The organism is Natronomonas moolapensis 8.8.11 (assembly GCF_000591055.1).
GTDB lineage: Archaea > Halobacteriota > Halobacteria > Halobacteriales > Haloarculaceae > Natronomonas > Natronomonas moolapensis.
Genome location: NC_020388.1, coordinates 2,077,626 through 2,092,473 on the forward strand (window position 1 = coordinate 2,077,626; position 14,848 = coordinate 2,092,473).

The window sequence follows — 14,848 nt, forward strand, 5'->3', positions numbered from 1 at the left end:
TACCACCGTCCGAGCCGTGGCGATGGCACAGCCATCGGCGGGTGCGGTCACTCCGGGATCGCCTCCCGCAACGTTTCGAGGGCGTGCCGACCCGTCTGCCGGTCAGTCGGACACTCGATCGGGTCGGCCGCCCCCCGTTCGACGACGAGGGCGACCTCCCGGGCCGAGAGCCAGTAGCCGACGACGACCGCGACGCCCAGCCCGATCAGGATGCCGCTGAACACGAGCACGGTGCCGAGCAGCCGGCTCGCCCACCCGAGCGTTCGGACGATCGACTCCAGACCGCCGGCACCCGGGGCGTCGGGGACGGCGACGAGTTCCCCCGGCGACACCGCCAACAGGAGCGCGCCGACCGCGAGCGCGGCGAGCGCGTAGACGAGCGCGCCGGGCACGTACCGCAACAGCGTCCGTGCGCCCGTCCGCCTGAGCGCGACCGACGTGACGTTCGGCCGGGGCGTCCGAACGACGGCGGGGTCCCGGTCGGGGTGGTAACTGAGGACGCTTCGGTCGGTAACGGCGATCCATCCCGGCGAAAGCGCCACCGCAGCGACCGGCGTCTCGCCCGGCAGCAGGCGGTCGTCGGGATCGGGGGCCGACGACGACAGATCGATCCGGTCGAGCACCCCGGGTTCCGCGAGACCGTTCGACATGGTTCTCCGCAATCAATTTCGGGCACTCGGACAAATAGGCTGGGTCGGTTTCGGCATCCGAGGCGGCCCAGGTACCAGACGAGGGGCGGCCCGGGAACTCGGTGCGAGCGCGCGGGCGAGCGAACTCGACGCGCGGTGGCTAGAGGTTCGATGCGAGGTAGCCGGCCATCTCGTAGGCCCCCTCCGCGGCGGCGAGGTCGGGTCGGTCGGCGCGTATCGCGGTGACGTCGCGTTTTAGTTCGTCGCTGAGCCGCGTTTCGACCTCCTCGACGATTCCCGGCAGACACGCCATCCCGCCGGTCAGCACGATCGGCTTCTCGAGGGCGAGTTGATAGACTTTCATGTGACTGTTCGCGAGTTCCGGGAGGAAGCCGTTCGCGACCTCGTCGACCACCTCGTCGACGTACTCGTCGCAGGCGTCCATCACGCTGTCCTCGATTGTGAACTCGTGGGAGCCCCCGCCGGGCTGTTGGATGACGTCGGTGAAGGGCTCGAAGCTCTCGAAGTCCGCGTGGTCTTCTTTGTACTCGCGGGCCGTCGTGAGGTCGATGTTGACTCGCCCCTGGGTCTCCTCTTCGACGTAGTTGGCGACCCGTCGGTCGATCTCGTTGCCGGTGATCGACCCCGTCGAGAGCGGGACGAGCTGTTCGCCCCGGCGGTACGCACAGACCTCGAGGTTGGTCGAACCCATGTTGATCGCCACGAAGATGTCGTCGATCGCGTCCAGTTGGCTCTCGAAGGCCGGCAGCGAGCCACAGAGGGATTCGGGGTAGCTTCGGACCAACTCGCCGCCGATCGAACTCCCTTCGATGACCGCCTCGAGGTTTGCCAACCCGGCCTCGTTGTCGATCGTCGGGATGGCGTACACGACGGCGCTGTTCTCGGGGATGTCGTTGGCCGCGAGCAGTTCCCGAAAGAAGGTCGCCGCCGCCTCGGCGCTGTCGTCGTCCTCCGGTAGTCCCGACCGAAGCATGAACTCGACAGTGTCGGGGTACTCGATCGCGGCCTCCTCGCCGTAGAGGACGCGTTCCTCGCCGGTCAGTACGTCCTCGTAGGTGGCCAGACACGTCAGCGTCCGGACGACTTCGGTCCCCTCGCCGTCCGGTGAGGGGTAGACGACGACGGTCCTCGTGCTGCCGAGTTTGACCCCGACCGGAGCGACGCCGTCGCCCCCGTTGGCCACGTCGCCTCCGGACGCCGACGTCCCGTCACCGTCGGCCGATCCGTCGTCGGCCGCACCCGTATCACCGTTAGCGCCCTCGCCGTCGGACTCCGTTTCACTCATACCGGATCATCGCCCAAGGGCATCATATACCCTTTCCTCGTAACCGCTGGCGAGGGTTTATATCCGGTCAGGGGAGCAAGACGTCCCATGCCCGAACTGACCCCGGGACGTCGCAGGGCGTTGAAACGGACCGCCGCGATCCTGACCGGACTGGGGACCGCGGTGGGGATCGGATACGCCGGGTCGCGGCCCTCTGCCGCGCTCGAAGCGGACGATCGTTTCCTGGCCGAGGACGTTCGAGTCGAGCGAAACGACGGGGAGTTGGACGCCGTCACGATCGAACCGACGTTCGAACTCGCGTGGGCGGATTTCGGTGGCGGCGTCGAAACCGTCGAAATGACGGTTTCGGCCGCCCTCGAGGGTGAAGGCGGGTTCGACGTGCTGTTCGACGCCCCCGTCACCGACGGCGCCGTGACGGTCGACGGTAACGGGTTCGATCGGACGGACGGGACGGCGACGATAGCGCTCGACCGCTTCGATCTGACGGCGACCGGCTCCGCGGTCACCCTCGGCGACTTCGGCGGCGACCTCGCGCCGGGGGCCTCGAAAACGACGGGCGTCGAGTTAACGATCCGAATAGACGTCGTCGGCGCGCAGTCGGAGACGGTGACGACCGTCGAGACGGCGTCGTTCGGCGTGACCGTTCACAACCCCGAGGGCGAGACCTCGACGGTCGGGCGTGCGAACACCGACGCGACGTGATCGCGGACGGCACCCGAGGGGTCAACGACCGCGAATCGGGGCCCGGCCGGTCGGACCGCCACGTCGCCGGATACAAGACGAAGCCACGGGACGGTCGAACATGGACCTCGCCGAATTCAGCGGCCGGCTGAACGACCGTCTCGACCACGACGTCTACGCCGACGTCGACGCCAGCGCCAACGGGCTCCAGGTCGGCCCGACCGACGCCGCCGTCGAGCACGCCGCGTTCGCCGTCGACGGCGCGGCGGCGACCGTCCGGGAAGCGGCGGCCGTCGGGGCTGACGTCCTCGTCGTCCACCACGGGTTCGTCTGGGGCGGCCTGGATCGGGTGACAGGTCCCGAATACGACCGCATCGCCTCGTGTGTCGACGCCGATGTCGCGCTGTACGTCTCGCATCTCCCGCTGGACGGCCACGACGAGTTCGGTAACGCCGCCGGATTGGCGTCGTTTCTCGGCTGTGAGGAGTGTGTGCCGTTCGGCGAGTACGACGGCGTCACGATTGGTCAGCGCGCCCGCCTGAGTTCCCCGTGGTCGGTGGGGGGACTCCGCGATCGGCTCGACGAGCTCGACACCGGCGGCCGACCAGTTCGGACCCTCGAGTTCGGCCCGGAAACGATCGAGGACGTCGCGATCGTGACCGGATCGGGTGCCGACTGGATCCGCGAGGCGGCCGACGCCGGCGTCGACGCGCTCGTTACCGGCGAGGGCAAACAGAAGGCGTACCATGAGGCACGGGCCGCCGGAGTAACCGTCTTTCTCGCCGGCCACTACGCGACAGAGACGTTCGGCGTCCGACGGCTCGAGCGCCTCGTCGCGGACTGGGGGATCGAGACGACGTACGTCGATCATCCGACCGGGTTGTGATCCGGCGGCCGACGGTCGCGCTCAGAGCACTCCCGTCGTCGTCGCGGCCTCGATCGCCGCGTCCTCGTCGATGCCGTCGCCCAAGATCGTGTAGCGGTCCCGTATCCCGTGGGCGCTCGTCATCGCCCGGACGAACTGTTCGTTCTCTATCCCGAGCCCGTCGGCGGTCGTCGGCGCGTCGATCCCGGCCAACGCGTCCCTGACACGACGCCACTCGCCGCTTTCGCCGCTGTGGAGATACTCCGTGACGATCGAGGCGACGCCGACCTGGTGGCCGTGAAGCGCCGCGCCCGGCGCGAGCCGGTCGAGTTGGTGGGAGATGAGGTGCTCGGCTCCCGACGCCGGCCGCGAGGAGCCGGCGATCGACATCGCGACCCCGGAGGAGACGAGCGCCTTCACGACGACCCACGCGGACTCCTCCAGGCCTCGCTTGATCGACGCCGACCGATCGACCAGCATTTCCGCCGTCATCTGCGAGAGCGCGCCCGCGTACTCGCTGTACTCGACGTTTTTCAACCGGTGGGCGAGTTGCCAATCCTTGACCGCGGTGTAGTTCGAGATGATGTCGGCACACCCCGCCGTCGTCAGCCGCCAGGGGGCCGCCGCGATGAGTTCCGTGTCGGCGACCACCGCCAGCGGCGGGTGGGCGGCGACGGAGTGCCGGGTGTCGCCGTCGGGAACCGATCCGCGCCCGGAGACGATACCGTCGTGGCTGGCCGCCGTCGGAACGGAAATGAGCCCACAGCCGCGCTCGTCGGCGGCCATCTTCGCGATGTCGATCGGCTTGCCCCCCCCGAGACCGATGAGATAGCCCGCGTCAGCGGCGTCGGCCGCCGCCAGCACGTCCTCGACGGCCGAAAACGTCGCCTCCTCGACGGTCGTGATTGTGGGATCGATCCCGGCCCTCTGGAAGTCGGCCCGGAGCCGATCGGCCGCCAGCTCCCGCGGCGACGGGGTCGTGACGATCAGCGGCCGGCCGTCGAGATACAGCTCCTCGACGGCGTCGACGACCCGATCGAGGACGCCGTGGCCGACGACGACGCTCCGCGGGAGACGGATCCACGTCGATTTTTCGAACATATCGACTCTCGGTAAGGCGGATGTAAAACCGTTCTCCCCGGCCGGCGATCCGGGCTCGGGGTCGCGCTGTAGCCTTCGTGTCACCCGACTGTTTCTAACACCTCCATGAGCCGCACCTCCGTGTTTCGATCCGGCCCGCTCTCGCGGCCGGTGCGTTCCGACTCGCGGTGCTCGGTGACGGTTTCCCTGAGTGCCCGGTCGTGGGGCGTCGATTCCCAGCCGAGTTCGCGGAGCTTCGTCGTATCTAAGAGGTGCGGGTAGCCGCGGTACAGGGGGAAGGCGTCGGCCGAAAGCCCGACCGCGCCGAGTTCGCGCTCGCTCGCGAAGACGGGCGTGACGTCGGTCGCACAGGCCTCAGCGACCAGTTCGACCCACTCGCGGAGGATCGGCGCGTGGTCCTCACCGACGTTGTACGCCTCACCGGACGATCCCCGTTCGGCGACGATTCTGAGGGCGCGAGCGACGTCCTCGACGTAGGCTAGTTGCCACAGCGACGACCCGTTTCCGGGGACGACGATCCGGTCGTGGGTGTCGACGCGGTCGATCCAGTAATCGAAGCGCTCCGTGTAGTCGTGGGGGCCGTAGACGACCGGTGGCCGGACGGACATCGCGTTCACGCCGCGGTCGGCGGCGGAAAAGACCGCCCGGTCCCCTTCGGCCTTCCGCGGCCCGTAGCTCTCGTCGGTGTCGTCAGTCGCCTCCGCGACCGAACAGGGACACAGCGGCGTCTCGCCTTCGCGCTTCGGGACGCGGTCGGCCCCGTAGGCGCTTCCGGAGGAGACGTAGACGTAGGCGTCGACATCGGCGAAGACGTCGACCGCGGTGTGAACGTCACGAGGACGGTACGCGACGCAGTCGATCACGATGTCGGGTTCGACGTCCAACCCGGCGCGCCGGAGGTCCGAATCGTTCGTCCGGTCGCCCTCGACGTGTGTGACGCGGTCCTCGTCCGCGAAGGGGTTCGCGTGCGTGCCGCGGTTGAACATCGTCACCTCGTAGCCGGCGGAGAGTAGCTCCGAGACCGTGTGACGGCCGATAAAACGGGTGCCGCCGATGACGAGTGCGTGATCGGTCATACGGCCGATGGGGCGGCCACGGCGAAAAGTGGTGCGGAGACGGCCCCGTCGGTGTGCGTACCTGAACACAGGAGTCGCCACGTCGGTCACCCGAACGGGCGGTCTCTGTCGCCGTTCCGTCCGAGTTCGAGCAACGTCTCGGTTCCGCGCCGGTCGAACCACACCGGCCGTCGCCGCCACGGTCCCTCCCCGGAGTCGCTCGACAGCTTCGCCACGGGTCGGTTCCCGTCGGCCCCGGTCCCACGACTCGAAAGCGGGACGGCGGCGTCGTAGAGTGCGGAGGTCTCAGGATCGCCGTACAGAAACGCCTTCGCGTCGAACGGATCGCGTTTCAGCGTACTTCGAGGTGGAGCCCCCGACCTCGAGGAGCGACCGAGGCGAGCGAGCTGGTCGAGGAGGACACTGACACAGTGGGAGAGAGCCGTGAGGTTGCATCGGTCCGTACTGTCGAGTAGTGCTGTGGGACCACGGCTATCGTGCAGGACGGGCTGTAGTCACCCGGTCCCAGATGGTGGGTTCGTCGACGCAAACGGGCGTCCGGTGGGCGAGGCGCACAAGACGCCCCGCCGCGCCAACTGACGGCGAGAAGCACATCAAAATCCGACCACCAACCCTCGGCGGACGGGATCGTCAGACCGAACGAACTCGGGTGGGGTCGGTTACGTCTCGGGGCGCTGTTATGGATTCTGTGTGAATTGCCGTTCTCTGTTGTGTCCAGTCGAGTCCACTTTCCACCCCCCGCATCGAAGCCGGGCCTCCTTTGATACTACGCTCGCACTATGGAGTACGGTTCGATCCGACACCACCGCCAATGGGAACGACGAGAAGCCGACCCTCCGGCTCCCGGAGAACTTCCTCTCAGACCTCGGCGAGCAGTGCCAAGAGCGAGACACGATCTGCGCGCCAGCGACTTCTCCGATCGCGCCCGGAGCGTGATAGACGACGCTATCAGCGAGTCGGAGCCCCGCCGCTACGAGGAAGCCGCACCGCCTTCGGACGGCCTCTCCGAGGTTTTGGAGGCGCTCGGAATCGCCGACGACCGCCGACCGATCGGTAGCTACGACCGCCAGGTCCGCTTTCGGGGCGTCGTCGCCGAGTACCGAACCGCAACCTACCGTTTCGATCTGGTCGTCACGCCGTGATCCCGCTAGATGGGGTGAGCTGTGGCGCGGATAAAACGGAACCTCGCCGGGAGAACGGAACGTGGGGTCGCCACGCGCCGGCCGAGAGCCCACGCTGGCGTGCGGGACGTTCACGAGAAACGACAAGTCGGCATATTAGTGAACCAAACTAACTATATCCTCGGGTGCAATCAATCAAACCAATAGTTATGAAGCTCGCTACAATCGGCGTCGGGAACGCCGGAAGCAAGGTCGTAGACCGGATGGTCGAGTTCGAGTCGAAGACCAATCGGAGCCTCTGTCGACACGTCCACGCGATCAACACCGCCCGGACGGACCTCGCCAAACCCGAATACATACCCGAAGAGCAGCGCGTACTGGTCGGCGACACGAACCAGAAATCGAAGGGCCACGGCGTCGGTGGCGACGTCGAGATCGGTGCCGAGGTCATGTCCGCGGACGTCGACGAGATCCGTCGCGCCTTCGACGACATCGAGATCCACAACGTCGACGCGATACTCGTCGCCGCGGGCCTCGGCGGCGGCACCGGCAGCGGGGGCGGCCCCGTCGTCATCGACGCCCTCCAGGACATGTACGACGAACCGGTGTACGCCCTCGGTATCCTCCCCGGCGAGTACGAGGGGGGCCGCCCGGCGCTGAACGCCGCTCGGTCGCTCCAGTCGTTCGTCAACAAGGTCGATAATTTCATCGGTTTCGACAACGACGCCTGGCGCGCTCGAGAACAGACGATACAGGAAGGATACGAGTCGATGAACCGCGAGTTGGCGGCCCGGATCGTGACGCTGCTCGCGGCGGGCGAGACGGACGAGACGGACGTCGCGGAGAACGCGATGGACTCGAGCGACATCATCCGGACGCTGGCTACCGACGGGGTCTCCTCGATCGGCTACGCCGCCACAGCGGTCGACGCACAGCCCGAAGGGCTACTCGACAGGTGGGGCGGGAGCGGGGCGAACGCCGAGGACCATCTCGACGACGCCAGCCAGGCGAAAAAGATCAAATCACTCGTCCGCCGGGCGACCAACTCGCGTCTTACGCTGCCCTGTGCGGTCTCGAGCGCCGAACGGGTGCTCGTCGTCGTGTCCGGGCCGCCCAGCGAATTCTCCCGGAAAGGCATCGAGAGCGCCCGCCAGTGGCTCGAGCAGGAGGCCGGGACCGTCGAGATCCTCGTCGGTGACGATCCCCGGGAAGGCTCGTCGCGACTCGCTGCGGCCGTGCTTCTTTCGAACGTCTCGAACGCCCCCCGGATCGAGACGCTGCAGAACCAAGCCGTCGACGCCCAAGAACAGATCGCCGAACAGGAAGCCGCCCGCGAGGACAAGATCAACGATCTGATTACGGACGAAAACGACGACCTCGATCCGGTCATCTGAACCGTGTCCGTAACTGACCGTGCCTTCGTTTCGCGAGGAGGCCAGCAATGAAACTCGCGCTCGTCGGTGTTGGCGGTACCGGGGCCCGCGTCGTCGATGCGGTTCGCGGTATCGAGACCGACGGTGATCGACAGCTGTGTTACGGGAACCTGCTAACGGTCGATATCTCGCGTACGCTCGGCGGCGCCCTCGATCACGTCCCCCAAGCGCAACGCGTGACGATCGGCGATACGCACCGCGGGGTCGACGACGGCGTCGACGGCGACCAGGAGCTCGCGGTCGAGGTCGCCCGCGCGGACGCCCCGGAGATACAGCGTGCCCTCGATACGATCAGCATGCGCGAGCTGGACGGCGTCTTACTCGTTGCGGGGCTCGGCGGTGGAACCGGAAGCGGTGCCGGCGCCGTACTCGTCGAGCGACTGCAGGAGCTGTACGACAAACCGGTGTACGTCCTCGGCGTCCTCCCCGGCGCGGACGGGGGAAACCACGCGGCGCTGAACGCCGCCCGATCGCTCAGATCTATCGTACCGGCCGCCGACAGCACCCTCCTGTTCGACAACGACCGCTGGGTCGACACCGACGGTGGCACCGATGCCGACGACAGCGCCGACGCCGCCGAGGAACGATACGGGCGGGCCAATCGCGAACTGGCGTTGCGGGTCCTGACGTTGTTCGCCAGAGGCGGTCCCGATCCCTCGTCGATCGGAGCGAACACCCTAGACGCCAGCGATATCGTCCGCACGCTCTCGCCAGGTGGCGTCGCGTCGATCGGCTACGCCTCGATCGAACTCGACAACGATGGGGGACTCCTGTCGTGGCTCCTGTCGATCCTTCCCGGCAGCCGGGGCCGCGAGACGTCGGATGAACAGACCGATGCGGGGAAGATTCAGAGCCTCGTCGGACAGGCACTGAACTCGCAGTTGACGCTGCCGTGTGCGGTGTCGAGCGCCGAGCGCGCCCTTGTTGTGCTGTCCGGCCCGCCCGGGAAGCTCTCCCGGCGGGGCTTCGAGAGCGCCCGCCAGCTGATCGAGGAGGAAACGAACACGGTCGAGGTGCTCGCCGGCGACGATCCGCGGGCCGGATCGTCGACTGTCGCGGCGACCGTGTTGCTCTCGAACGTCACGTCGGTCCCCCGGATCGACTCGATGCAACGGGACGCCGTCGAACACAAACGCGAACGCGTCGGCGACGCGGTACCGGCGTCCGAGGAGTCCGGGTAGCTGTCCCGGGGGGTATCCCGGCGGGTGCCGATCGACGGGGACCGTCCTCTCGGCGTTCCGGGCAGGTGCGGACAGGCCCTTCGAGGCCCCCAATGCCGTCGAGTGATCCCGACGGTTGGATCCCTCCGCGAGGGCGGAGAGGGGCAATCGGCGGGGTCGCTGTCATCGACTCTCCGGGTCGTCCTGACGGACCTGCCGAGGCTGTAGTGACCCGCCGACACAGCGAGACAGGCGAGTCGTCGGTGTCCGGGCGCTTTTCAACCGACAATCCCCTCCGTGACCGATACGACCCCGTTGCCGACCTCCACGACGATCGTCTGTGGCGGTGCCTGGCCGACGTTGCACGTCGCGGCCGCCGTTATTTGCTTGCGGCCCGTGTCGCCTGCGTCGCCTCCGACGGGACCGGCCGTCCCGACGACGCTCACGTCGTATCGTCCGGGCGCGACGACCGCCATCTCGGTCGTCACCGCTCCGGGAGCGAGTTCGTACGTCGCCTCGTACTCGTAGTGGTCGTCGCTCGCACTCGCGTCGCCGTTTCGCACCGTTGTCCCGTCCGGGGAGCCAACGCTCGGTCGCGACACGGAGAGCCGAACCCGGTACGATCGGTTCTCGTCGTAGTTCCGGACGCACAACTGCTCACACCGCGTTCGGACTGCCGACGGCCCGAGCGGGTCATCAGTCCTCGCCTCGGTCGTTGGCTGGCGTCGTTGCATACGTGCCGGTACGTCCGTTCGAACAAAAGCCCGCTTGAGGCTCAACTCGAGATTTGAGCGTTTTTAGCGGTGGAGCTCCGGCAGTTGACCCGGTCGTGTCCGCGAACCACCCGTCGTGTCCGAGACCCGACCGGGACGAGCCCGGTGGTCGCCGTCCGCCTCCGCCCCCACTGGGGCCTGCCGTTTGCCACGGGGGACGCGGTAGCGTGTCGCTGATCGGTCGGACGTCAACCCCGTCTGTTCTCCCGCGCGGAAGCCGGGAACCCGCGGATTTTAAACGCTGTGGGTAGTAGCATAACAAAATGTCGGGCGGAATAGACGTCGATCAGCCGCGTGTCCTCGTGGTCGACGATGAAAAGGAGGTCGCCGATGCGTACGCGCTTCGATTAGAGGGGGTAGCGGACGTGACCATCGCCTACAGCGGGGGGGAGGCGTTAGATCTGACGGATTCCTCGGACCCACCGGACGTCGTCCTGTTGGACCGACACATGCCCGACCGCTCCGGTGACGATGTCCTGACGGAGTTGCGCGGACACGACATACGTACCCGTGTGATTATGATAACGGCCATCGACCCGGGGTTGGGACTACTCGAGTTGCCGTTCGACGACTACCTGTGTAAGCCGGTCGAACGCGACGACGTCAGGGCTGCCGTCGACCAGCAGTGTCAGGTGCTGGCGTACGAACTCCTCGGTGAGTACTTCCGATCGGAGTCGAAGCGATCCGTCATCACCGCCGAACTGTCTCCGGAGCGCCTCGCCGAACACGAGGAGTTCACGGCGCTCGACGCCCGGACCGACGCACTCCGCGAGCGGGTCTGTCGGCTCCTCCCGGGCGCGGACGATCTGCTCGATACGTTTTCCGGGATCGACCGCGAGGGGTACTGAGGGGCGGTTCGACCACGAGCTGGTACCCACCGCAGGCGAACGCCACCGAGCTCCGACGCGCATGGACCGGTGACGACCCGGCCACGGTGGTCGTCACCGGTCCGAGTCGCTTTGGCTCTCGGTGTCGAAGAATGCGTCCAACAGTTCCCGCTGTGCGTTCCGCAGGTGATACAGAACGGTGGGGCCGGAGATGTCGAGCGCCTCCGCGACCTCCTCGGAAGTGCTCCCCCGCGGCGACTCGAAGTAATCCGAGAGGTGGGCAATCCTGAGCACGCGTCGCTGTTTGTCGGTGAGCGACTCCTCGAGTCGGCGCTGGAACGCCTCCATCGTCTCCGGTTCCCGGGGACGTTCGCTCCGGGCGCGCAAGGTAGCGTCCTCGAAGCGCTCGTCGACCGCCTCGACGGCGGCCCGGACGTCGCTCTTCGGCGGGAGTTCGGCGACGAGCTCGACCACGTCGCCGTCGTATGTCGCATCAGTGACTGTTGCACCCCACCCGATCAGCGTCGTGATCGGGGTCGCCCCGGCCAGCGACACCTCCAGCAGCGACGCCTCCTCGCCGTCCTCGACGAGCCGGGCGTCGGCGACGGCCGAGTGGTCCCACAGGATCGTCATCAACCGATCTGTGTCGCCCGACGCGCGCAGGTAGCACACGACGACGTCGTCGTCTCTGGCGACGGCACCCGCCAGCGAGACTGGCTGGTCGACGGTTGCGCTGGCCTCGGCGAGCGGGAGGTCTCCGTCACGGACCTCGAGGCTCACTTCCGTTACGGTGTCTGCGAAGAGGAGATCGGACTGCTTGATGGCGTTCACCGCGAACCCCGCGACCGCCCCGAGCGTGTTCAGCGTAGCCCGTTCTTGGGCGCTGAACCCCTCTTTGCGCGCCGCGTACACACCCACGACACCGTAGACGGTGTCCTCGGACGACAGCGGCACTGCCAGCGCCGACTGGAGTCCGCGGCTGAACGCCGCGATACGTAACGCTCGCGGGAGGCCCTCGTCTTCCGGGATCGTCTCGACGAGACACGTCGAGTGGGCCTCGACAGCGCGTTGTTCGGGGAGTGCGGTGTTCGCGGACAGTTCGGCTTCGATCGCCTCGAGGACGTCGGGGGCGTCCCCCGCGGAGGCCACCACTCGGAGGCGGTCGTCAGTGAGGTCCCGCTCGCCGACCCAGACGAACTCGTAGAGGTCGGTCGTTCCCAGCCGCCGACACACCGTCTCCCAGACCTCCTCGCGCGCCGACGCGTCGATTATCTGCCGGAGCACCGTCGTGACGAGCGTGTCGATCGATTCCAGACGCGAGAGACGCCGGCGGAGGCGATCGATCGTCTGCCGGTCGCTGCGTCGAGCCGTCGCGTCTCGGACGTACAACACGGTGTTGCCCTCGACGACGGCGACCTCGGTCGCGAGCCAGCTATCCACGGTGGGATAGTACTCCTCGAGTGACTGCTCGACAGGCGAGTCGGCGGCGAGCGCCTCCTGAAGCGTGCCCGCGGCCGACCGTGGCAGCGCTTCCGTCGCGTCCCTGCCCGAGAGTGCGTCGGGGTCAGTGTCGAGAAGGTCGGCCGCGGCGGGGTTTGCGGACGTGATCTCGCCGTCGGCGGCCACCTGAATGACCCCCATCGGGGCGCGTGTCAGTCGTTCGTCCATGTCGGGTGCTCCATGTCGGTCGCATCGACCGATTGCGGCGGCCGCGGCTTCAATCCCGGGTTACGCAAGACCGGTGACCTCGAATCGAGCGCCGCCAGCGTCGCTTTCGGTAACGGTGACCGTCCACCCGTGCGCCGTCGCGATACGATCGACGATGGTCAATCCGAGCCCGGTCCCACCGCCGATCACGGTGTAGCCGGGATCGAAGACGCGCTCGCGCTCGGCGGGCGGCACCCCCCGACCGTCGTCGGCGACAAAGAACCCCTCGGCCATCGGCCCGACCCGAACCGAAAGCGCCGGATCGTCCGCGGCCGTCCCATCGTCGGATCCCGTTTCCGCGACGTCAGCGTCGCTCGCTGCCGCCGCCCCCTGGGGGCCGCCGTCGACGGCATCCCCGGCCTGCGCTTTACCGGGGGTGAAACCGTGTTCGACGGCGTTGCGGAACAAGTTCTCGAAGAGCCGCTGGAGGCGGTCGGAGTCGGCCTCCGTCCGCGGAAGGCTCTGGGCGACGGTGAGTTCCGCTGACTCCGTCTCGACGGCCTGCCAGGCGTCTCGGACGACATCGGCGATACCGACGTCTCGAGTCGTGTCCACGACGTTGTCCCGTCGGGCGAGAGTGAGAACGTCGCTGATGATTCGTTCCATACGGTTGTGAGCGCGGTCGAGGCGGTCGAAGTGCTCCGTGTCACCGGTCTCTCGAGCCGCTCGTGCCCGCGCCTTGGCCACGTCGAGCGGGTTCCGGAGGTCGTGGCTGACGACGCTGGCGATGTGGTCGCCGATCGATCCCCCGCCAGGTACCGAGCGCGGTTCGGCCGGCAATAATGTCAACGTCCCGGTCGTTGCGTCGTCGTCGGGAACGACGCTGAGGCGATACGTCGACTCGCTGTCCGTATGGTCGCCAGCCCGAACCGTCAGGTCGGTTCGGCCTCCGTCGAGGAGCGCCTCGCAAACGGCGTCTGGATCGCCCCGATTGGCCCTGAGTCCGTTTTCGCGCCACCACGCACGCAGCCTCGACGCGGACGCGTCCGTGCCGAACGCGGACCTGAACGGTCCGTTGGCGACATCGAGCACGACTGTATCGGCGGTGACTGTGTATCGAGCAACGGGGTACGGGAGCGTCTCAAGCGACACCGTTTTTTCGCCGTCAGCGGCGCCCTCGTCGCTGTCGTTCATGGGTCTCTGTCGCGTCCGGACGCCCCGGCCGGTCGGCAACCCGGGTTCGCGCTTCCACGTGAGACAGCAGCGGACGAGGAGGCCCCGACTGGGACAACGATCATACGTACGTCCTTGGACGCGAAATAGCTTATTCGATGTTTCTAACAGTCCAAATCACACACCTAGACGTCGACGACACTCCGACGTGCTCGCCTCCGGGGTCGCCGTTCAGAAAGCGTTTTGCGGCCGCCGGCGCCGGGACGAGGGCCTCCGGAGCGGCCTCCCGGCGCGAACACGGGCCGGGCGTCGGCTGTCGGTTCGTCCGACGCCACAGCCCGGCTGTCTGTCGGAACGATCCGATACGCCTCCCGGCAGTGACGACGGCCTTCGCCGGCCGGTTGTGATTACTAGCCGTACCGACGCGGCGGGCTTGGATAGCTAGCTCCCTGTTACAGGATGGTAGGGCTCCTCGCATCGAATGAACGATGTCCACCGGATCATCTCTCCGCCCTGTCGCCGGTTGGTGTAGCCGACGTACCGATCACGAATCGCCGAGGGGTCTCGAGCCTCGATCCACGCGGGGTGTATAGTATGTCGGTACAGGACCTGCTACCGGAACAGCTCCCGGACGATCGCACCTCCGAACGACGGACCATCGACGTCGTCGAAGACGGCACGGCGTTGGAGGTACTCGCTACCGAGGCCGCCCGCGAGATACTCATGACTCTCCAGGAATCGCCGAAGGCCGCGTCGGAAATCGCCGCCGAGACCGGAAGCTCCATTCAGAACGTCTGTTATCACCTCGATCGCCTCCAGCGAGCAGGGCTGATCGAGGTCGCCGGGACGCGTCACTCCTCGAAGGCCAAGGAGATGGATATCTACGTCCCGACGAGCGAATCGATAGTCGTCCGGTTCGGGACCGATCAGTTCGCCGAGACGTGAGGTCTGCGATTGGGTGTCGCCTTCGAGCGCGTCGGCCCCCCATTTGAGCTACCAGAGCCCGAGCCCCCCGATATCGAGCAGCGGCGCCGACGTCGCGGCCACCGGACGGAC

General features: G+C 67.2%; 13 protein-coding genes and 1 pseudogene. 7 read left to right on the plus strand and 7 right to left on the minus strand.

Annotated elements, in window-relative coordinates; translation table 11 throughout:
• Positions 1-47: 47 nt before the first annotated feature.
• Complete coding sequence (locus tag NMLP_RS10010; protein WP_015409998.1) at positions 48-650, minus strand: hypothetical protein; 603 nt, start codon at positions 648-650, stop codon at positions 48-50.
• 139 nt (positions 651-789) lie between these two features.
• A complete protein-coding gene (locus tag NMLP_RS10015; protein ID WP_015409999.1) occupies positions 790-1,935 on the minus strand; it encodes an acetate and sugar kinases/Hsc70/actin family protein in 1,146 nt (381 codons plus the stop codon).
• An 87-nt stretch (positions 1,936-2,022) separates the two neighbouring features.
• On the opposite strand from NMLP_RS10015, the gene NMLP_RS10020 reads away from it, so the two are divergent.
• Both NMLP_RS10020 and NMLP_RS10025 read left to right on the plus strand, forming a co-directional pair.
• Positions 2,023-2,637, plus strand: a complete 615-nt coding sequence (locus tag NMLP_RS10020; protein ID WP_015410000.1) for a hypothetical protein — start codon at positions 2,023-2,025, stop codon at positions 2,635-2,637.
• 100 nt (positions 2,638-2,737) lie between these two features.
• The gene (locus NMLP_RS10025; RefSeq protein WP_015410001.1) at positions 2,738-3,502 is read left to right on the plus strand and encodes a Nif3-like dinuclear metal center hexameric protein; all 765 of its coding nucleotides are present in this window, start codon (positions 2,738-2,740) and stop codon (positions 3,500-3,502) included.
• A gap of 21 nt (positions 3,503-3,523) precedes the next feature.
• Here the strand turns inward: NMLP_RS10025 and NMLP_RS10030 are convergent, their stop codons facing one another.
• Together NMLP_RS10030 and NMLP_RS10035 are read right to left on the minus strand one after the other, a co-directional pair.
• Positions 3,524-4,582 carry an NAD(P)-dependent glycerol-1-phosphate dehydrogenase gene (locus NMLP_RS10030; protein WP_015410002.1) on the minus strand — a complete coding sequence of 353 codons (1,059 nt, stop codon included), beginning with the start codon at positions 4,580-4,582 and terminating at the stop codon, positions 3,524-3,526.
• A gap of 80 nt (positions 4,583-4,662) precedes the next feature.
• Complete coding sequence (locus tag NMLP_RS10035; protein WP_015410003.1) at positions 4,663-5,658, minus strand: NAD-dependent epimerase/dehydratase family protein; 996 nt, start codon at positions 5,656-5,658, stop codon at positions 4,663-4,665.
• Positions 5,659-6,572: 914 nt separating this feature from the next.
• Between NMLP_RS10035 and NMLP_RS10040 the strand changes: the two are divergent.
• The 3 genes and pseudogenes from NMLP_RS10040 to NMLP_RS10050 all read left to right on the plus strand — a co-directional run.
• Positions 6,573-6,800: pseudogene (locus tag NMLP_RS10040) on the plus strand (hypothetical protein); the annotation flags it as partial.
• Positions 6,801-6,988: 188 nt separating this feature from the next.
• Positions 6,989-8,173, plus strand: coding sequence for a tubulin/FtsZ family protein (locus NMLP_RS10045; protein ID WP_015410004.1), 1,185 nt, complete (start codon positions 6,989-6,991; stop codon positions 8,171-8,173).
• A gap of 47 nt (positions 8,174-8,220) precedes the next feature.
• Positions 8,221-9,393: a tubulin/FtsZ family protein gene (locus tag NMLP_RS10050; RefSeq protein WP_015410005.1), complete on the plus strand. Its 1,173-nt coding sequence runs from the start codon at positions 8,221-8,223 to the stop codon at positions 9,391-9,393.
• 257 nt (positions 9,394-9,650) lie between these two features.
• Here NMLP_RS10050 and NMLP_RS15460 read toward each other — a convergent pair whose 3' ends face one another.
• Positions 9,651-10,106 (minus strand): hypothetical protein, encoded by a 456-nt coding sequence (locus tag NMLP_RS15460; protein WP_015410006.1) that lies wholly within the window; start codon positions 10,104-10,106, stop codon positions 9,651-9,653.
• Between the two features lie 302 nt (positions 10,107-10,408).
• On the opposite strand from NMLP_RS15460, the gene NMLP_RS10060 reads away from it, so the two are divergent.
• Positions 10,409-10,993 carry a response regulator gene (locus NMLP_RS10060; protein WP_015410007.1) on the plus strand — a complete coding sequence of 195 codons (585 nt, stop codon included), beginning with the start codon at positions 10,409-10,411 and terminating at the stop codon, positions 10,991-10,993.
• A gap of 93 nt (positions 10,994-11,086) precedes the next feature.
• Here NMLP_RS10060 and NMLP_RS10065 read toward each other — a convergent pair whose 3' ends face one another.
• Together NMLP_RS10065 and NMLP_RS10070 are read right to left on the minus strand one after the other, a co-directional pair.
• Positions 11,087-12,640, minus strand: a complete 1,554-nt coding sequence (locus tag NMLP_RS10065) for a bacterio-opsin activator domain-containing protein (protein WP_015410008.1) — start codon at positions 12,638-12,640, stop codon at positions 11,087-11,089.
• A 60-nt stretch (positions 12,641-12,700) separates the two neighbouring features.
• Positions 12,701-13,813 carry a sensor histidine kinase gene (locus NMLP_RS10070; RefSeq protein WP_015410009.1) on the minus strand — a complete coding sequence of 371 codons (1,113 nt, stop codon included), beginning with the start codon at positions 13,811-13,813 and terminating at the stop codon, positions 12,701-12,703.
• A 573-nt stretch (positions 13,814-14,386) separates the two neighbouring features.
• Here NMLP_RS10070 and NMLP_RS10080 point away from each other — a divergent pair.
• Complete coding sequence (locus tag NMLP_RS10080) at positions 14,387-14,737, plus strand: ArsR/SmtB family transcription factor (protein WP_015410011.1); 351 nt, start codon at positions 14,387-14,389, stop codon at positions 14,735-14,737.
• Positions 14,738-14,848: the final 111 nt, after the last annotated feature.

Bases quoted from the DNA above. Each gene is read 5' to 3' on its own strand.
- NMLP_RS10020 (WP_015410000.1), top strand. From the start codon at position 2,023: ATGCCCGAACTGACCCCGGGACGTCGCAGGGCGTTGAAACGGACCGCC.
- NMLP_RS10045 (WP_015410004.1), top strand. From the start codon at position 6,989: ATGAAGCTCGCTACAATCGGCGTCGGGAACGCCGGAAGCAAGGTCGTA.
- NMLP_RS10070 (WP_015410009.1), bottom strand. From the start codon at position 13,813: ATGAACGACAGCGACGAGGGCGCCGCTGACGGCGAAAAAACGGTGTCG.
- NMLP_RS10035 (WP_015410003.1), bottom strand. From the start codon at position 5,658: ATGACCGATCACGCACTCGTCATCGGCGGCACCCGTTTTATCGGCCGT.
- NMLP_RS10065 (WP_015410008.1), bottom strand. From the start codon at position 12,640: ATGGACGAACGACTGACACGCGCCCCGATGGGGGTCATTCAGGTGGCC.
- NMLP_RS10080 (WP_015410011.1), top strand. From the start codon at position 14,387: ATGTCGGTACAGGACCTGCTACCGGAACAGCTCCCGGACGATCGCACC.
- NMLP_RS10050 (WP_015410005.1), top strand. From the start codon at position 8,221: ATGAAACTCGCGCTCGTCGGTGTTGGCGGTACCGGGGCCCGCGTCGTC.
- NMLP_RS10060 (WP_015410007.1), top strand. From the start codon at position 10,409: ATGTCGGGCGGAATAGACGTCGATCAGCCGCGTGTCCTCGTGGTCGAC.
- NMLP_RS10010 (WP_015409998.1), bottom strand. From the start codon at position 650: ATGTCGAACGGTCTCGCGGAACCCGGGGTGCTCGACCGGATCGATCTG.
- NMLP_RS15460 (WP_015410006.1), bottom strand. From the start codon at position 10,106: ATGCAACGACGCCAGCCAACGACCGAGGCGAGGACTGATGACCCGCTC.
- NMLP_RS10025 (WP_015410001.1), top strand. From the start codon at position 2,738: ATGGACCTCGCCGAATTCAGCGGCCGGCTGAACGACCGTCTCGACCAC.
- NMLP_RS10015 (WP_015409999.1), bottom strand. From the start codon at position 1,935: ATGAGTGAAACGGAGTCCGACGGCGAGGGCGCTAACGGTGATACGGGT.
- NMLP_RS10030 (WP_015410002.1), bottom strand. From the start codon at position 4,582: ATGTTCGAAAAATCGACGTGGATCCGTCTCCCGCGGAGCGTCGTCGTC.